At 37.3% G+C, this 18,841-nt stretch carries 18 protein-coding genes; 3 read left to right on the forward strand and 15 right to left on the reverse strand.

Translation table 11 applies throughout. From position 1 onward, the window contains the following. Positions 1 to 53: 53 nt before the first annotated feature. The 4 genes from DET63_RS05165 to DET63_RS05180 all read right to left on the reverse strand — a co-directional run bounded on the left by DET63_RS05165 (position 54) and on the right by DET63_RS05180 (position 4,050). Positions 54 to 1,163: a serine hydrolase gene (locus DET63_RS05165; protein WP_113936064.1), complete on the reverse strand. Its 1,110-nt coding sequence runs from the start codon at positions 1,161 to 1,163 to the stop codon at positions 54 to 56. Between the two features lie 117 nt (positions 1,164 to 1,280). Next, positions 1,281 to 2,213 carry a nucleoside hydrolase gene (locus DET63_RS05170; protein ID WP_016092054.1) on the reverse strand — a complete coding sequence of 311 codons (933 nt, stop codon included), beginning with the start codon at positions 2,211 to 2,213 and terminating at the stop codon, positions 1,281 to 1,283. 121 nt (positions 2,214 to 2,334) lie between these two features. Then, on the reverse strand, positions 2,335 to 3,768 hold the full coding sequence (gene panF, locus DET63_RS05175) for a sodium/pantothenate symporter (protein ID WP_016092055.1): 1,434 nt from the start codon (positions 3,766 to 3,768) through the stop codon (positions 2,335 to 2,337). A gap of 3 nt (positions 3,769 to 3,771) precedes the next feature. Beyond that, positions 3,772 to 4,050, reverse strand: a complete 279-nt coding sequence (locus DET63_RS05180; RefSeq protein ID WP_002014357.1) for a YhdT family protein — start codon at positions 4,048 to 4,050, stop codon at positions 3,772 to 3,774. Between the two features lie 272 nt (positions 4,051 to 4,322). Between DET63_RS05180 and dhaS the strand changes: the two genes are divergently transcribed. Further along, positions 4,323 to 5,807, forward strand: a complete 1,485-nt coding sequence (gene dhaS / locus DET63_RS05185; protein ID WP_002066470.1) for an aldehyde dehydrogenase DhaS — start codon at positions 4,323 to 4,325, stop codon at positions 5,805 to 5,807. A 50-nt stretch (positions 5,808 to 5,857) separates the two neighbouring features. Here dhaS and fabG read toward each other — a convergent pair whose 3' ends face one another. Next, complete coding sequence (gene fabG / locus DET63_RS05190; RefSeq protein ID WP_113936065.1) at positions 5,858 to 6,598, reverse strand: 3-oxoacyl-ACP reductase FabG; 741 nt, start codon at positions 6,596 to 6,598, stop codon at positions 5,858 to 5,860. Positions 6,599 to 6,731: 133 nt separating this feature from the next. Here fabG and DET63_RS05195 point away from each other — a divergent pair, with 133 nt between their 5' ends. Further along, on the forward strand, positions 6,732 to 6,881 hold the full coding sequence (locus tag DET63_RS05195; RefSeq protein WP_002066466.1) for a YfhD family protein: 150 nt from the start codon (positions 6,732 to 6,734) through the stop codon (positions 6,879 to 6,881). A gap of 74 nt (positions 6,882 to 6,955) precedes the next feature. On the opposite strand, the gene DET63_RS05200 is transcribed toward DET63_RS05195, so the two are convergent. From DET63_RS05200 to DET63_RS05240, 9 genes are all read right to left on the reverse strand, one after another. Next, positions 6,956 to 8,809, reverse strand: coding sequence for a terpene cyclase/mutase family protein (locus tag DET63_RS05200; protein ID WP_113936066.1), 1,854 nt, complete (start codon positions 8,807 to 8,809; stop codon positions 6,956 to 6,958). Positions 8,810 to 8,911: 102 nt separating this feature from the next. Further along, positions 8,912 to 9,337 (reverse strand): divergent PAP2 family protein, encoded by a 426-nt coding sequence (locus DET63_RS05205; RefSeq protein WP_000447809.1) that lies wholly within the window; start codon positions 9,335 to 9,337, stop codon positions 8,912 to 8,914. A gap of 80 nt (positions 9,338 to 9,417) precedes the next feature. Continuing rightward, positions 9,418 to 10,359: an EamA family transporter RarD gene (gene rarD / locus DET63_RS05210; protein ID WP_002014350.1), complete on the reverse strand. Its 942-nt coding sequence runs from the start codon at positions 10,357 to 10,359 to the stop codon at positions 9,418 to 9,420. 105 nt (positions 10,360 to 10,464) lie between these two features. After that, positions 10,465 to 10,713: a DUF1294 domain-containing protein gene (locus DET63_RS05215; protein ID WP_113936067.1), complete on the reverse strand. Its 249-nt coding sequence runs from the start codon at positions 10,711 to 10,713 to the stop codon at positions 10,465 to 10,467. A 73-nt stretch (positions 10,714 to 10,786) separates the two neighbouring features. After that, positions 10,787 to 10,921 (reverse strand): hypothetical protein, encoded by a 135-nt coding sequence (locus DET63_RS05220; protein ID WP_002014348.1) that lies wholly within the window; start codon positions 10,919 to 10,921, stop codon positions 10,787 to 10,789. 57 nt (positions 10,922 to 10,978) lie between these two features. Next, complete coding sequence (locus tag DET63_RS05225) at positions 10,979 to 14,341, reverse strand: tubulin-like doman-containing protein (RefSeq protein ID WP_113936068.1); 3,363 nt, start codon at positions 14,339 to 14,341, stop codon at positions 10,979 to 10,981. Between the two features lie 83 nt (positions 14,342 to 14,424). Beyond that, on the reverse strand, positions 14,425 to 16,521 hold the full coding sequence (locus DET63_RS05230) for a vWA domain-containing protein (RefSeq protein ID WP_113936069.1): 2,097 nt from the start codon (positions 16,519 to 16,521) through the stop codon (positions 14,425 to 14,427). A gap of 255 nt (positions 16,522 to 16,776) precedes the next feature. Next, a complete protein-coding gene (locus DET63_RS05235) occupies positions 16,777 to 17,115 on the reverse strand; it encodes a VOC family protein (protein WP_002087749.1) in 339 nt (112 codons plus the stop codon). Between the two features lie 72 nt (positions 17,116 to 17,187). Beyond that, positions 17,188 to 17,523, reverse strand: a complete 336-nt coding sequence (locus DET63_RS05240) for a hypothetical protein (RefSeq protein WP_002014341.1) — start codon at positions 17,521 to 17,523, stop codon at positions 17,188 to 17,190. Positions 17,524 to 17,660: 137 nt separating this feature from the next. Here DET63_RS05240 and DET63_RS05245 point away from each other — a divergent pair, with 137 nt between their 5' ends. Further along, positions 17,661 to 18,062: a hypothetical protein gene (locus DET63_RS05245; protein ID WP_113936070.1), complete on the forward strand. Its 402-nt coding sequence runs from the start codon at positions 17,661 to 17,663 to the stop codon at positions 18,060 to 18,062. Between the two features lie 38 nt (positions 18,063 to 18,100). Here DET63_RS05245 and DET63_RS05250 read toward each other — a convergent pair whose 3' ends face one another. Then, complete coding sequence (locus DET63_RS05250) at positions 18,101 to 18,820, reverse strand: class I SAM-dependent methyltransferase (RefSeq protein ID WP_113936071.1); 720 nt, start codon at positions 18,818 to 18,820, stop codon at positions 18,101 to 18,103. Positions 18,821 to 18,841: the final 21 nt, after the last annotated feature.

Below are 18,841 nucleotides of genomic sequence, written 5' to 3' on the forward strand. Positions count from 1 at the left end.
TGGCAAAAAAGTGCTTGTACGTAAAAATAAACTCGGTGCTTATAGCACCGAGTTTATTTAATAAAAGTCGCATCATACTTATCACTTTGCAACACTTGGAAATGTAAATTTGCTAAGTGTTTACGTATTTCAGCACTGTCATCTTCATTTAAATTATTTGCTAAGAAAACAATTTCTGTACAGTTTCCGCGTTTATCCATTGCATAAACTGCTTTAGTTACCGTCCATGGTGTATAACCATTCTTTTGTCCAGCATGCCTGAATGTTTTACGATATTTCTTTGCGCTCATATCTGTTTCAACGATATTCGCCCACACTTTTTCTTCAGCTTCTGTAAGACCACCCTTATGATTTGCCTTTTGAAGTAATACCATATAATCATTTGCCGAAGCAGCAGGCAATCTATCCGACCAAATTTTGTCGTATCGTTCCTCTAAATAAAGAGGAATTTCCTTCTGTAATAATGGTCCCTTCTTTTTTAAGCGTTCATGAATAATCATGGCATACTCTCGATATTGCTCTTGGGACATTTCTTTTAACTTTTTCTCTATTTTATATTTTGGAACATGTAATTCTTTATGCAAATATCCTGGAATATATAATGATGAAACAATCGGAAATAGTGGTTGGTGTGCAGGGAGCGATAAGCTTTGTAAATTTCGATTAATGTTATCTAGCCCTAACAATTCCATTAAATATTCAGTATTTGCATTTGAACTGAACTTAACCATTCCTTTTGCAACTTCTTCTAAAGAAACCGCTCCTTCAGTTATCTTCCCTGTTTTTTGCAAATAATTTTGCCACCTGTCTTGTGCACCACCATCTGTATTTGGTACATAATAACGATTCACATCATTAATTGAGACGAAACTATACGGATCAATTTTCCCTTCGGTAACTTGTTTCGTATATTCAAGCGCCACAATTAATTTCATCGTACTAGCAACTGGCAATACAACATTTGGATTTACAGAATAAACAACTTTATCATTTCTCTTTACTAGAAGCGCGCTATTTTTTTCATCTTTATGTTCTTCAATAAAGGATGCTATATATTCCGCATCATCATTATTTGAACTCCAAACTTTTTTCACTAAAAAGTTACCTGATATTAGCAAAACAAAAATACCCACAACCACTGCGCATACTATAGTTTTTTTCAAGTAAAATTCCTCTCCTATTGTGTAACTCTTCTCTATTTATCTCTTAAAAACAAAATAATGGAGATGATTATTTAAACAATCATCTCCATTATTTTAACTTGTATGCTACTATTATGTCTACGTCATAATTTTCACAAAATCCTCTAGAAACTTTTTATAATGTAAAGACCAGCCAATTTTAACCCAATTTTTCAACGCTTTTGCTTCAGGTTGCGGGCGAAAATCAGCGATACTTTCCCCTTTCGCAACTCCAACCGTATCTACATCAACACGACGATACACGTAATCTAAAAGAGATGGATTTGCCGCTACCATCATTGTAACAACGTCATGTACTGGACTACCTGTTATTTTGGGATTTAACTTTTTATAAGCTTTATAATAATACGTAAATATCGGTTCGATTAACTTATTAAAACTTGTTTTAGAGTTTTTCGTAATATATTTTACCATCTCTGGTGTAATAATTGCTTCGGATGTAACGTTAAGCGGCACTACTGTCACATTTTTTGCATTTTGCATAACTAATTGTGACGCAATAGGATCACCATGAAAATTCGCCTCTGCGACTGGTGTAACATTTCCAGGCATTAAGAACGCACCGCCCATTATATAATATTCTTTCACATACTTCATCATCGGTTTTTCTAAAATAAAAGCTGTTGCCAATGTTGTTGACCTACCAGCATCAACAATAATTAATTCTCCTTTATACTTTTCAAGAATATCGAAAAATGCACAAAAGGGTTTTATATTTGGTGAAAAAGCTTTTGGGGGTTTAATAGGTCCTAAGCCATCTACGCCGTGAATTTCTGGATAATACGTCACAAAATCACCAGACAAAGGTATTTTAGCACCATTAATAACAGGTATATCTTCCCTGCCAGCTATTTGCAATAAATACGCCGCATTACTCGTCGCCTTTTCCTGCGTTACATTCCCATATCCAGTTACGACTCCAACGATATCAATATCAGGATGCAACAATCCATACATAATTGCTAAAGAGTCATCAATTCCCGGGTCTCCCAAAAACAACACTTTTTTCATCGACCTCAACTCCATCCCCTCAGTTGTTATTAATTTATGAATAACCATGGATATACAGAATAGAAAAGAACAAATTCAGAAGAAAAACGTAGTCCTATATGGACTACGTTTTTCTTCTAACTTATACTGTTTTTTTCACAACACTCATACTTCCAATGATGTAAGCGATAAACGCCAAGCAAATCGGGAAAACAACTGTATGTATACCAAATGGATTAGGGAAGCAAAGATGAATTAACATATAGGAGCCTACTCCAACTAGAATAGATGCAAGAGCTCCAGTTGCATTTCCTTTTTTCCAATATAAACCTAACACAATCGGCCAAATGAACGCTGCTTCTAAACCACCGAAAGAAAATAAATTTAACCAAATTAAAAAGTCTGGTGGCTTAATAGCGGCAGCATATACGAGTAATCCTACGATACCAGTAATCAATAGGCTACCTTTCTTTATCGTACTATCCGCGGCATCTTTATTTATGTAGTTCACATATATATCTTTAATAATTGACGAACTTACAAGTAATAACAATGAATTCACAGTAGACATTATCGCTGCCATTGGTGCAGCTAAGAAAACTCCAGCTAACCAAGGTGGCAACACTTCCATCGCGAGTAGCGGCATTACTTTATCTGGTACCGTTATGCCTGGAAGGACTACTCTTGCAAACACACCTGTTAAATGCATACCGATCATAATTGTACCGACGACAACCGTTCCAATGATTAATGCTTGGTGCATAGCTTTTGAATTTTTATAAGACATAGCACGCACACTAATTTGCGGTAATCCAACGACACCAATCCCAATTAAAATCCAAAATGATGTGACATATGATTTCGTTAAACTTCCATCCGCTCCGAACGGTGTTATTAGATTCGGATTAATTTGAATAAGTTCCTGCATAATCTTTTCAACTCCGCCACCAGCAATGACAGTAGCAATTAAAATGATTGTTGTTCCGACTAACATAATGATTCCTAATAACGTATCTGATAAAGCGACTGCACGAAATCCACCAATTAACACATACACAAGTACAGAAAATGTAAATAAAAATAGTGCCGTTGTGTAGGAAAGTCCTGTTAGCGACTCAATTAATCGTCCGCCGCCAACCCACTGGGCTACTGTTGCTGAGAACAAAAAGATTATAATACATAACGCAGAAAGAACAACTACCGCTTTATTATTGTATCTGCCCTTTAAATAATCAATAAGCGTAATTGCTTCCATCTTTCTAGCGATAATAGCAAACTTTTTACCAATAACCGTTAAAACGATATATCCTGTTACAACTTGAATCGCTGATAACAGCACCCATCCAAGACCCATATTGTAAGCAATACCAGGCCCGCCGATAAAGCTACTTGCACTACCGTACGTAGCAATCATCGTCATAGCTAATAATAAGCCACCAAGTTCACGCCCACCAAGAAAATATTCTTGTAAAAATTTATTATTAGCGGTTGCTTGTACACGTCTTGATGCATATACACCAATTAAAAACACAACGATAAAAGAAATTATCATTGGGATTATTACATACCAATTCATCTATCATTCCTCACTTTTTTCTTCCTCATCGAGTGAAATATCTTGAAATAAAAAACGAACAACTAAAATAAGCAAAATAACCATTACGATAAATCCAACGATACAGCTATAAAAAAACCATGCTGGAAAACCTAATACATATGTATATTCACTCGGATCCTTACTTCCAAGCCCATAAGCAAATCCATACCATATTATAAAATTAATAATAGCTAATCCAAGACCAATTAACGCTTCTCTATGGGCAACTCGAAAGCGCGGATCATCATGATAATTCTTCATTTTCCCCCTCCTCTCACGATGTATAATTGTACCATTGTTCTTCTAGTTTTTCCTACTAGAAAGCAAAAACAAGCAGGATTTTTTATAATCATATAGAAGACCCTCTTACATTACATATTTTTTACAATTGTAACACAAATGAAATTTGAATTTTCAGCATTTGTTAATTATGATTTAAATTAGAGGCTTTCCATCTAGTTCCTACATCCTTGATTTCGGAATAAACGCCGTCTCGTACTGCGTTTAAATTATATTTTCAAGGGGGTTATACAATGAGTCAACTAGCTGTAAATCTTCATGAAAAGGTAGAGAAATTTCTTCAAGGCACAAAGAAACTATATGTGAACGGATCGTTCATTGAAAGCGCTTCCGGAAAAACTTTTAAAACTCCTAACCCAGCAACTGGTGAAACACTCGCTATCGTTGCTGAAGCTGGTCGCGAAGACATTCATAAAGCTGTGGTAGCTGCTCGAATGGCTTTCGATGAAGGTCCTTGGTCACGCATGAGCACTGCTGAACGCAGCCGTCTTATGTACAAGCTCGCTGATTTAATGGAAGAGCATAAAGAAGAGCTCGCACAGCTCGAAACGTTAGATAACGGAAAGCCAATCCGTGAAACAATGGCGGCAGACATACCACTTGCAATTGAGCATATGCGCTATTATGCTGGCTGGGCGACGAAAATTGTTGGTCAAACAATTCCTGTTTCCGGTGATTACTTTAACTATACACGCCATGAGGCTGTTGGTGTCGTCGGTCAAATTATCCCTTGGAACTTCCCACTTCTTATGGCAATGTGGAAAATGGGAGCTGCGCTTGCTACAGGATGTACAATCGTTTTAAAACCTGCAGAACAAACTCCACTATCCGCTCTATACTTAGCTGAATTAATTGAAGAAGCTGGATTCCCGAAAGGTGTTATTAATATCGTTCCTGGATTCGGTGAATCAGCTGGACAAGCACTTGTTAATCATCCACTCGTTGATAAAATTGCATTTACTGGTTCTACTCCAGTCGGTAAACAAATTATGCGACAAGCATCTGAATCATTGAAACGTGTTACTTTAGAGCTTGGCGGTAAATCACCGAACATTATTTTACCAGACGCCGACTTATCTCGCGCGATTCCTGGTGCACTTTCTGGTGTTATGTTTAACCAAGGACAAGTATGCTCTGCTGGATCACGCTTATTTATTCCAAAGAAAATGTATGATAATGTCATGGCTGATCTCGTCCTCTATTCTAAAAAACTAAATCAAGGTGTCGGTCTTAACCCTGAAACAACAATCGGTCCTCTCGTTTCCGAAGAACAACAAAAACGTGTAATGAGCTACATTGAAAAAGGGATTGAAGAAGGCGCTGAAGTACTTTGCGGAGGAAGTAATCCATTCGATCAAGGCTACTTCGTTTCTCCTACAGTATTCGCTGACGTAAATGACGAAATGACGATCGCAAAAGAAGAAATTTTCGGTCCAGTTATTTCTGCAATACCTTTTAACGATATTGATGAAGTAATTGAACGTGCAAATAAATCACAATTCGGCTTAGCGGCTGGTGTGTGGACAGAAAATGTTAAAACAGCACACTATGTTGCAAGTAAAGTACGTGCTGGTACTGTATGGGTAAACTGTTATAACGTCTTTGATGCAGCATCTCCATTTGGAGGATTTAAACAATCTGGCCTTGGCCGCGAAATGGGATCTTACGCGCTGAACAACTATACAGAAGTGAAGAGCGTTTGGATTAACTTAAATTAACGAGAAAGAACCTGACCTACTCGGTCAGGTTCTTTTCATTATGTATTCATTTACACTTGCAACCCACCGCTCACATTTAATACCTCTCCTGTAATGTAAGAGGCATACTCTGATGCTAAAAAGGCAGCTGCGTTTGCAATATCTTCCGGCGTTCCGATTCTTCCAACTGGAATCGCTCCAACCATTTTCTCTTTTACTTTATCCGGTATTGTTTTTGTCATATCAGTATCCATAAACCCTGGACAAATCGCATTACACGTAATACCAAAACTTCCAACCTCTTTCGCTGCTGTTTTTGTTAAGCCTACAACCCCTGCTTTTGTAGCCGCATAATTTGCTTGTCCAATATTTCCTTCCCTACTAATAGAAGAAATATTAATAATCCGTCCATACTGTTGTTGTCTCATATAAAGAAGTGCTGGCTGCATACAATAAAAAACGCCAGTTAAGTTCACTTGTAATACTTGTTCCCAAGCAGACTTCTCCATCTTATGTAACATTGCATCTTTTGTAATCCCAGCGTTATTCACTAAAATATGTAATGTACCAAATTTTTGCACCGCATATTCAATTAAAGACTTCGCTTCATTTTGATTACTCACATCACATCGATATAAACTCACATCATACCCTTCATCTGATAATTCACGTGTCGTTTTTTGTAGCTTCTCTTCATTTACATCACTAATTAATACTTTGGCCCCTAGTTTTGCAAACACTCGTGCGATTTCTTTTCCAATCCCCTGCGCAGCACCCGTTACAACAGCTGTTTTCCCATTCAACAAGTCCATCTCTATCCCCCATTTCTATTAGTTATATTGTATATTTCGGCTCTATGCTTTCCAAATCCTCTTTGTATAAAAAAGTCTATTTGTGTCAAACTAACTTTGCAACACCGCATAAAACACAAGGAGATTGTGTCGAATGAAAAAAAAGAATGTAAATCGAAACAAAGCTGCCGATGGCATTGATGTTGAGTTCGCTCGCGAACTCGCTGACCACAATGACTTAGAAGCAAACGCACGTGCAAATGCCGCTGATGCACGTCAAAAACGCCAATCAACAGAAAAATAAGGCACTACAACGTTCCTTATTCTTTTCAACAGGGACCTACTACCCATCAAAATAAACCGAGAGTATCTCTCGGTTTATTTTCTATATTTCTTTACGTAGTGCGCTAAAGCAAGTAACGGATATATATGCCCATAACTATGATAGCGAATATAAAAGCCCCCCGGCAACCCTGTACCAGTAGGATATTTTTCATTCATAGTAGACTGCGCAAGCAAATATGAAATTCCTTTTCGAATAATCGGTGTTTCTTGATCGTAGTAAGAAATGAGTGCATCAAGTGCCCACGCTGTTTGTGACGGTGTACTAAAAGGTAAAGAAATAAATTTTTTCTCTACACTACTTTGACAGGATTCTCCCCACCCTCCGTCTTCATGCTGCAAATGTTCGAGCCATGAAGCTGCTTTTTTCAACGATGGATGAATAGAAGGCACTCCTAATGCACGTAAGCCTGTCATCGTTGCCCATGTCCCATATATATAACATATCCCCCATTTTCCATACCATGATCCATTCTGTTCCTGTACATCCATTAACCATTTGATAGCTTTCTTTTTTTGCTCTTCAAGCAATTCATTCGGTGCATACGTTCCGAATAATTCTAACACCCTACCTGTAATATCTGGTGTGGACGGATCGGTTATCATATCACTCGCATTTTCAATCGGCAAATTCGATAGTAACTTGCTCGTTACCCCTCGTTCAAAAGCTCCCCAGCCTCCATCATTGTTTTGCAATCCTTTTACCCATTCCACACCTCTTCCCCACGCATCATCTACTCTATCATTCCCTCTACTTCGCGCTAACGCTCTAAGGGCAGCTGTAGTATCGTCTATATCAGGGATCGTCGTATTAACATCTGAAAATCCCCAACCGCCAGCTACAAGTGATGATGCATGTACGCTCCAATCTACCTTTTTAGTTTGTTGTTTTTGCAATAAATACTCCGTCGCCCTTTGAATCATCTTATTTTCATTTGTAACTTTAGCTTCTTGCAATGAATAGCTAAGTAAAGCGGTATCCCATACGGTAGAAGGAGAATTTTGCAAATGACTTCCTCTGTCCATCTTCCATATATAAGATTTTAATCCTGTCACAGCTTTTTCAATAATTGGAGACTGAATAGAGTGCCCTAATGCAAGCAAAGCATAAATCATATAAAACGTAGCACTGGCGTAACTATATAATGTTCCATTTTCATCTATACGCTCCTTCATAAAGCGCTCTACTTCTTCGTATCCTTTATGATGTAACGATAATGGATAAGATATTACCTTTTTCACATCACCTAAAAACGATTGAAACAGCGGAGACCGCTCCTCTCGAAACCATTGTCCACCCCCGCCTGCAATATGATTTAAATTTGGCAATAACTTTTTCTCTACACGGAATCTCTTATTCATACAAATCATCATCGGAATTAAATGTATACGCGCTGAGCTACTTAGCCCAAATATACTGAGGGGGGAGTCATTTTGTAAAAATAAGATTGGCGTTGGAAAGTGAAAAAGCGCAGGAAATTCATATTCTCCATGAATCGCTAATAAAAATTTCGTCATAAAATGAGCACGAGAAACTCCCCCGTGTTCCTTAATAAACATTTCAGCTCGCCTCATATTCATATCTTCTTTCGAATATTTTTCCGAAGCAAGTAAAGCAGCATATGCTTGAATCGTCGCGGATAAATTCCCTCCCTTTTCATCTTCGTATAATTTCCAAGTCCCTTCATTTGTTTGAAGAGATGCTAACCTTTTCACAAACGGTTCTATTTCGTCATTTCGTCCTAATAATTTGAGTAAAAAAATCATGTGACAATCCGTTAGCAAAGCTCCTTCAAAACAAAATTGCCACGTTCCGTCTTGCCTTTGCATCGTTTGAAGTGCAGTCGTTCTCCGCTCTATCTCCTCATGCACTTTGTCATATAGTAGCACACCGCTCACCCACCTTTTCTAAGTCCGTATACGATATTCGAAAACTCATCTAAATATGTATGAAAACAAAGAAAAGCAGAACGTGTATTACACACATTCTGCTTACAAACAATACCCAACCCCGACAACAATTCCTAATAGTGCACCAACAACAACTTGATACGGTGTATGTCCAACGAGCTCATTTAACTTTTTATATTCTGTTTGTCTACCATGAAAAAAATCATTCAATATTTTCGCTTGCTTACTTACCGCAAGCCTTACTCCTGAAGCATCGTACATAACAATAATGGCAAAAATAGCGGCAACCGCAAATATTGGACTCTCGACACCTTCCACCACTCCGACACCTGTAGCAAGTGCAGTAACAGTCGAAGCATGCGAACTTGGCATTCCACCTGAAGCAAAGAACTTAGCAAAATCAAACTCGCCTGTTTTTATTAATTTAAAAACGACTTTCGTTAACTGTGCTAAAAACCAAGAAATTATAGCTGCTATAAGTGGATCATTATGTAAAATTGTTTCCATGTTTTTCAGCTCCTCACTGACTATAATGGAATTTCTATATAATATAAGTATAAAGAAAAATGCGTAGAAAATACTACGCATTATGATACTTTTGCTGATTTATTTTTAATAAATTTTGGTTGCTTCTGTAGTAGAAACTTTGTTTTCGCCATTGAAAAGACAAATAAAGCAATCCATATACAGAAAAACGCAATCATATGAGTAGATGTGAAATGTTCACCAAAAACGAACACACCTAAAATTAAACTAATAGTCGGCGCGATGTATTGTAAAAACCCTATCATATAGAGCGGAATAAGTTGTGCTCCTTTAGCAAAATAAAAGAGTGGTAACGCTGTAACAATACCTGCCCCTATTAAAAGAAACGTTGATATTGCCGAAATAGAACCGAACGAACCAAAGCCATGAACTCCTGTCATAAACAAATATATAAGTGCAAATGGCGTCACTAACATCGTTTCCATCGTAAGCCCAATTGTTGCATCATAATTTAATAATTTTTTCGTTAATCCATATAATCCAAATGAAAAAGCAAGTGAAAGAGAAACCCATGGAATTGATCCGAAACGTATCGTTAAAATAACAACGCCCAATCCAGCTAAACCAACCGCAACATATTGCCAAAAATTAAGCTTCTCTTTTAAAACAACTGTACCAAGTAAAATACTTATAAGTGGATTAATATAATACCCAAGACTTGCTTCGATTACATGGTTATGATTTACGGCCCATATGTATACAAACCAGTTTCCACTAATAAGTACCGAAGCAATTGTTAATGACATTAATAATTTAGGTCGTTTAAAAAGGGCCACTAACTCCCCACCAAACTGACGAAACCTCTTCGTTACTCCTAAAACTAACAACATAAAAACAAATGCCCAAACGATGCGATGCGCTAATATTTCATCTGCCGGTACTTCCTCCACCCATTTCCAATAAATCGGAAGGACTCCCCACATCGTATACGCACCTGCTGCATATATAATCCCCTGCTTTTGCTCTGCTGTTTGACTCCCCATCTTCCTTTTTCTCCTCTTCTCTTTTTTTCTCCATTATAAAGTCTCACATGCTTACTTTACCAATATTCAATCTGCATTTCTTTCGACATTCCTCTTGCAAATCCTTTATATGTATAAAAACACTCCTACTGTTATAATAACGAGCACTGGAATACCGAAGACAAATTTACTTTTATGTGTCTTATGATGAAATATATACATACCAATCCAAGCTCCAACCGCTCCTCCAGCTGCAGCTGATAAAAACAACGTACTTTCTGGCGTTCTCCACTGCTTTTTCTTTGCTTTTCGCTTATCAAGCCCCATCATACTAAATGCTATAACGTTAATAATAATAAAGTATATCCATTTCATCTTATTCTCTCCCTTAAAAAATTCGCTTTATTGTAACACGAAAAAACCACGCAGGCGAGTAGCCTGCATGGTTTTATAATTCAGTCTCTTGATTTTCTTGTTCTTTCTGTTCTTCCATTTGTTGTTCAGCGATTTCCGCTGAAATCATTCCATAATAAATTTCTGGATATAATCCAAATATTTGATATACACTTCCTAAAAATGGCATCGGAATCCCTCATTTCTAAAGTTGTATTGTCATTCTTAAGGATTCCCTTTTCACTCATTATACATTCGTTTTTGGCACTTCTTCTTCATCGGGAACATGTAATACATTTTGCCATTTTTTATAAGGCGCACTATTTGGATCCACATACCCTTTCGCATACGAACGATCCCACAATTGTTTCATAAACATCTCTTTCTCTTTCTTCGCAACCATATCTGCACCTGTTCCGTAATAGTTTTGGAAATACAACTCAATTTCATCAAGGAATAGCCTTAACAAATCGTCAGATGTTTCTTCTAACGTCGGGTCATATTTTGCCTCACGGTCATACATTAAAATCATATCTAAAATATTATGAACATGCTCTTTACGGAGCCATCTTATATCTTGAGCGCCTAATACAAATGCATGTGTATATAAATGTCCACCTTGTATCATTGCCTTTTCTTGTTCTTCTTCAAATCGTGACAAGATGTTTTCATAAATAAACGGATTATGAAGCAATGCTCTGTGCAACTTATAACTTTCACTTGAAATATTTTTCCCCATCGACTGGATTAAAAAGCTACGGCCGACACCGTTATATTGATACACGAATTGTCCATCAACAGCAACTAAGCTAATCCAGCGATACATATACGCGTACAGAAGAGCACGATTACATTTGTCGTAATCTAACTTCGTTTGCGTTGCATTCAAGTCTGGCATAAAGGCTGGTAAGTGCCAATACTTATCTAAATGCGGCGTCAAACTAGATTTTTTACTATTTAATTTGTTAACGCGGCGATAATACGATTGAAAATAATCACCTTTATCGTTCATAAAACCATTCGCAATATGTCCAGATGAAAGCTTAGGAAAATCTTGTAGCGATAATCCGTAATGAGCACGATAACAAATCACTTCAAATGGTGAAAACGCCTCGTTTACCGTATCTTTTTCTTTAAACATTTCTTGCAATAACTCTTCTTGCAATTCTTGTTTTAAAGAAGGATGTACGCCCCAATATTGTAACTCTCTATGATGAGAAACTTTCGGAACGAACGGACTTGCTAAATGGAAAAGATCTTCAATTTTTTCACGAACGTATTCATCACGATCACGTTTCTTGAAATCTGCTTCTTTTCGCAATGCTTCAACGATATTAAGCTCTAGTTTGTCACGATAGCGCACTTGAAGTTCGTCATAACAATAACTCAATATATGTTCACGATAGAAGTCTTCCACCTTTTTCGACTGAATTTCTTCGGCTTTCGCATCACGACAATATTCCCCGTACAAGCTCATATAAATTTCGGACGATATATCTTTCGGTAATACACCTAAATTTAAATGCTGCTGCATATCTTGCCAAATCTTTTCTTGCAATTTCTCTTCAGCTAATACGTATACATTCGTCGGGTTCGTTTTCCCCTCAAATTCCTTGCTTCGCTTTTGGATTTCAAACAATAAATTTTCACGTGTTTCGTGTAAATTATCAAAGAACCTTTCCCAATATTGAATCATTTTATCAACTGCTTGGTATAGCGATTGATACACGAGTTCTAATAACATTTCTTTACGATACTCACTTAATTTGTGGACATATTGCGTTACGATATCTTCAAATTCTTTTTTGAACACACGTTGCTGATTGTAAAACATTTTCCCGACCCAGCCTTGTTGCTGCGCAATTTCAACGCGGCGAACAGCCGTTACAGTTCCATCAATATTACTCACATTAAATTTCTTATCGTAGTTTTGAATTAAATTACGCTTTTGTTCATTATTTTCATGTAGTCGATTCATCTTCTCTACTAACTGCTTACGAATTTCATACAGCATAAAACGTGCTGCAACTGGATGAACTGGATCCGTTTTCTTTAAAAACCATGTATTTAATTGGTAAGACTGTCCTTCTGAGCCACTCGGTGTAAAACGGTCTGATTCGATCATGTCATATAGAAGGGTAGTAACATGCTCATGTACACGGCTCGGAATGGCATAAGCATATAAACGAACCGCATGATCAACTCTCGCTACTTCCCCCTTCATTTGTTCCATCATTTTAAGCTTCGCAGCCGATATTTTACACTCATGCTGCAGGCGATTTAATTCTTCATCTTTTTGCACTGTACGGTGTACATAGCTTTCGACAGCCTCTAAAAACAACTTAGACTTCGCGACACCAACCTTACTGCCCTCTGCTCCTTCGCGCGTCTCATTGAACATTTGTCTATAAAAAATATGAGCCTGTTCTGGACGAGTAGCAAGATGCTCTAAATCTTCTAAATAACTTTTCCCACGCTCTGGCTGTTCACGCTGCATACCACGTTTTACATCTTGATCGTATCTTTGCTTCTTCTCTTGAAACAGTTGATCTAAATGAAGCCACGATTCATCTAAACCTTGCACCGCCCATTTTAAAGCACAGTATTTCAAAACGTGCTCATACGGATAAATGAGCTTCGCCGTTCCTGCTCCGCAATATCTCCCTTTCCCACTCGATTCTGCCAATTGCTGAATTTGGTTATCTTCTTGTGCAAAATGATTTGCAGACATTGGACTAAATAACTGTAAATAAATTGTATTTGCCATTTGCTCCATATAATCCGATAAATTGTGCAAATGGTGCCCATGTAAATTTTCATAATCATATAAGAAACAATAATTGTACGGTAAATGATGCTGCTTTATCGTATGATTCGTTCTTCCATCTTCATCCACTTGATCAGGACGATATTCTAATTCAATCGTTACGCCGCCTCGTTTTGATAATTCACCAGTTGACCCGAGTGTAATAGCGTGCAACTCTTTTAACGATGCGTAACCATTCGCTTGCACAGTTTCAAACTCTTTCGCACTAACCGTTCTCGTCTTAACTAAAACATCTGGCATTAAAAACGCACCACGAATTAAAATGTTATGATGCTGCAATTTCTTCCGGAGCATCTCACGCAAATATAATGCGATTTGTAAAAACATCCCTGAACCTGTTCCGCCGGCTAGTGATGTTACAATAATGACACGTACACCATATTCGGTCTGATCACTTGTAACTGGAAAAATCTTCTCGATTTCTTGCCAAAACGATGTGAGTTTATCCTCTTTCATCGCAGCACGTAACGCTAACCGTGAAATGACGCGTAACTGTCCAGCCCCTTCTGTTAACGGTTTATCAAGTATAGTCGGGTCCATCGGAAACCACTCTGGAATCGTTGGATCTCCCGCAATATACTCTCTCGGTGTTTTACTCGAGCTCGTTTGCGTCTTAAACTTCCGAATATGATCAAATTTACTCAATGTATTCACATCTGTATCAAATACATGCATCGCTACCTTTTTACGACGCTCCTCAGGTAATCTTTCATATATTTGATGTGTGACAGTACTACCGATTCCACCTAAGCCAATTAAAATTGTTGGAACTTGTAATGTCATGTGAACCACCTTCCTATTCTTGCTTGTTTGAAAAGAAGAATAAAGAGAGCCGGGCCTCCTCCGCCCCTCTTACACCCTATCTACTATTCACATTCGTACCGGTAAATCTCCTTACCATATCCTCTATCAATTACTAAAAGTTCATTTGGATACAACGTCTTATGCTCCATTCCTACCTCTTCCTCTGTTATAAACATCCCATCAATAATCATCCCAACCACTTGCGATTCTTTCGCTACAAATATAGATTTCGATCCTTTTTTCGCTATTAATGTTACAGATTGCACAGTCTTTCTTTCTGCTCGGAATGGAATGCCAAAATAGTGCTTCCACCATTTATTTTTAAGTAACTCTGGTTCAGATTGATAAAGCCAATCTTTCGCTACTTCTTGATCCCATTCGTAATATAGTAATGCTTTCCTATGAAATCTCGGACGAACAATCCATCCTAAAATAATAATTCCTACTATTAGAAGTAATAAAGTGATAGGAATTACAAATTTAAAAATGAGCGCATACTTCTCAAAAAACGGCGCATTTTCAATGTGCAGTACGATCTTTTCCTTTACTTCTTGTAATGTTGAATCATTGATCGTGATGGTAGCCTCTACGGTGCCGGTATCTGTAAAATTGAATGTGTCGGAGTAATAAGGTCGAGGATAAAAATAAACTTGACTACCATGCTGTTTTAATTCATAGTTGATCGATTGATTCGATGTGACACCAGTAGATTTTAATAGTTTCTTTACAGCCTCTTCTGTCATCGGTTTACCATTTAACTGGGGCTGTAAAATAAATGGTTTACTATTTTCTAAATTTGTTACCTTTTCTTCATAATCTTTCGTAACAGCTTGAAGTGTTAATTTTGGTTTTTCAGCTGGTTCAATCTTGAATTCTTTCGTCTGTCTATAAAATCCCTTTATATTCATATGGACTTTCCCGCGTACTAACTCTTTACCAACCTTTGTCTCGTAATAAAACACATGTCTTTTATCATCCCACTTCATCGGATACTGCTTTCCGTCTATTTCTACTTCTGCTTCGAAATAAGAAGTTTGAATTGGTAATTCAGTAGGTTTCGCTTCAATAACAGCTGTCACACCTTCATACATTTTTTCAAGCGTTTTTCTATCTTTATCATCTTTGTCGTACGTAGAAACAGTATAATTAAGCGCTGGTTCAACAAGTACTTGTAATCCCTCTTTCTCAATGTCCTGATCCACTTCTATCGTATATGTCCCTGGCTTAATCACTTCCTGATTCGCTGTACTTACATGCACTATATTTCCGAATAATTTAGCTTCTCCTGGTGCATGTATAGAAAAAGAAGACTGCAATTGTAACGGTTTGGAAAGTTGCATAACTTTATAATTAGACAAAGAAGGTGATTGTCGTACAAGCGTCATACGCTTTAATGGAAACGGTGTTGTAATCTCTACTTTTTTCCCTACTATTTTCGTTTTGACAATCGATTCAACAGAAGAAAATGGATCACGATTTGCAACTAATGCTGCCACGTGATTCACACTTTGTACAATACCATCCTCACCGCTAGACGGCATGACAACTCCATTCATTTCTTTTTTCCAAATCTCTTTAAACGTATTTAACTGCAACTTCTCTTGCTGCCCTAAATCCTCTTCCATCGTGATTAAGACTGGGTGTAAAGAAATCTTTTTAGAATCCATCTCTTTCTTAAACTGTGCTAACTTCTGTGTAATTTGTTCTTTTCCGCCAATCTTATCTTTCTCCAAATCATTAAATGCCCCGTCAGTTAATACAATAAGCCAAAATTCACGTTTTCCATCTATATCTGCTTCCTTCTCTATAGATTGCATCGCCGTTTCTACTGCGCTAAATGGAGTATTTAAATATGTTTTCCACGCGCCGATTCCATTAATTTCTGTTTGCCTTTGATCCTTTGTTAACGAAATGTTTAATGGATCATTTGGCTTACTCATTGGAACGTAAGAAAATTTATCTTTCTCATCTAATAGCGCAACTAAACTTTGCAAGGCGTAATTGGCATACTTCCAGCGATCGTTATTTCTCATGCTGCCCGAATCATCATATACAAGTGAAACGACCCTTTCCTTTGCCTCCTCTCCTTTTGCAAAAACTGAAAAAGGTAAACATATAAATAGAAACAACATGAACGTGGCACAAATTCGAATTTTCATGATGAGGCTTCGCCACCTTTGTAGACAAATTCCTATGTTTAAATTTATGAGGGGAAACAAGATATATGACTTGTATTTTAGGACAACGAACGAACCATAACTTTATTATGTAAATAGATATATAACTTGGTAATATTCCTTCTAGCATTTTCTATCCAATTATATAAGTAAAAAAGCCTGTTTAAGCTCCACCCTTAAAACAGACTTTTCCTACTTTTAAAATTAAAAACTCCTAGCAAAAAGTTTGATTTTTAATTAGCACATCACTTCAATTGTATATCCTCCAGGTGCTTCGACATAAAACGTATACGCATGTGCATGTTTAGGCGGTTCGACTGAAAATCCGTCTTCCTTCAATCTTTGATTAATTTTATTAACTTGTTCTTCATTTTCTTGTGGAAATCCTACATGAAATGTTTTCGGATAATGAACTTCTTTCCCTTTCATTAAAGTTAATATAAACCCATCATTATCCCGCAAAACCGCAAAGGCATTCCCCCTTGTTCCACTACAAGTTAAACTAAAATATTTTTCTAAAAACTCTCTAGCAGCTGTTACATCTATAACTGTTAAATTAAGATGATTAATTTTCAATTCACTCGCCTTCTTTCTTAATTTTCTAACATTTTATCATATAAATAAAAAACACGCCTTTCACAGCGTGTTTCATTGCTTCACATATACCTCAACAATTGGATTATCTTTATTATCTGCATGTAAACGTATATTCTCTTCACCCGTATTATAAATGCTAGCTACCAGCATAACTGTTAACAAATTAGGGATTTTCCCGTCACTCCCATATTTTCGTTCAAGAGCTTCTGTATACTCGAAATCCAAATCACCCTGCACATATGTATACACTTCAAAACCATCTTTCAAATTACATACGACCGTATCAATAATATCCGCTCCTACTTGTTTCTTCATTTCACCTCGCAGTGCTTCTATTAATTCCTCCCAAGGAACTTCGTACGTCTGAAATTGGTCTGTAGATTTCATTTCTCTTCCTCCTCGTTATGTATCCTGTTCGTATATTTCCCCTTTCGTATAACAATTATGATAGATAGGTCATTCGTACAAGCCGCACTTGTCCTGCTTACATATCGTATTACGGTAATACGGAAGGAGGAAAGAACATGCATAGACAAAAATGTTATAATACATGCCAACGTTATTTCGGAAAAGTTGTTCGAATTGAAGATCGTGATGGTCATATCCATTTAGGAAAAATAATAGACGTGACAAATGATTCTGTTTGGATTGAGCCAGTACAGCAGCGTTCATCTTTTGATACAGGATTTGGATACTATGGCGCATATTCAAACGGCGGATGTGATATTTGCGGCGGTCTTAGCAGATGTGATAACTGTGGATTTGGATGTGGTGGTGGATTCGATGGTGGATTCGGTGGTGGATTCGGTGGCTGCGGATGTGGCCGTCGTGGTTGCGGCGGTTGTGGCTTTGGCGGTGGCTGGGGTCTTGAACTCGGATTTGGCTTTATTTTTGGAATTACTTTGGCTGCATTATTTTTCATCTAACATAGTAAAGAGTTGACTATCTTTAGCCAACTCTTTTTCTATTTTTCACATATAAAAATCCGATGCCCTAAAATATGTTGATACATAAGCAGTACTTGTTCGTGTTGCACCCACGCCTCATACAATTCTTCCGGAATAAACGGTGATACATTCCACTCTGGCTCCTCCACATGTCCTGCAACTGTTTCTGCAATAGTTCCGCCACCCGCAATTGTAATTTTTTTAAAATTTGCTGCTTTAAATAAATGAATCCACTCATTCTCAGTTAATAATTCTTTCATACCGTATAACTGTCCAATCTTTTCCTCCTCTTTCTTCTCAATATGTTTTTCGGTAATCATTTCAATGACAACAAGTCTCCCATCCTTTTGTAATACACGATAACATTCCGAAATAACCTTTTCTTTATTTGTAAAAGCGAGTATAGATTCTCCAAGTACAAGCTCAAAAGAATCATTTAAACACGGTAACCCTTCTACATCGCCTTGAATCAATTGTATATTTAAACCATCAAACAACCATCTATCTTTCGCTTTTTGTATCATAATTTCATTCTTTTCAACCGCTGTCACTTTATAACCCAATTCTTTTGTCATATACGCCGCTGTTTTCCCCGTCCCACAACCTATCTCAAGAACATTTGCTTCGTGTCTAAGTGGCAATTGAGATAGTAATTGCTTCGTTAACGTAAAACCACCAGGATGAGCACTCCCTATTCCGTAATAAGCTAGAAAATCGATGTATGTGTTTCGTTTCATGAGATTCTCCTTTGAGTTTTC

The organism is Bacillus sp. DB-2 (assembly GCF_003315125.1).
GTDB classification, from domain to species: domain Bacteria; phylum Bacillota; class Bacilli; order Bacillales; family Bacillaceae_G; genus Bacillus_A; species Bacillus_A mycoides.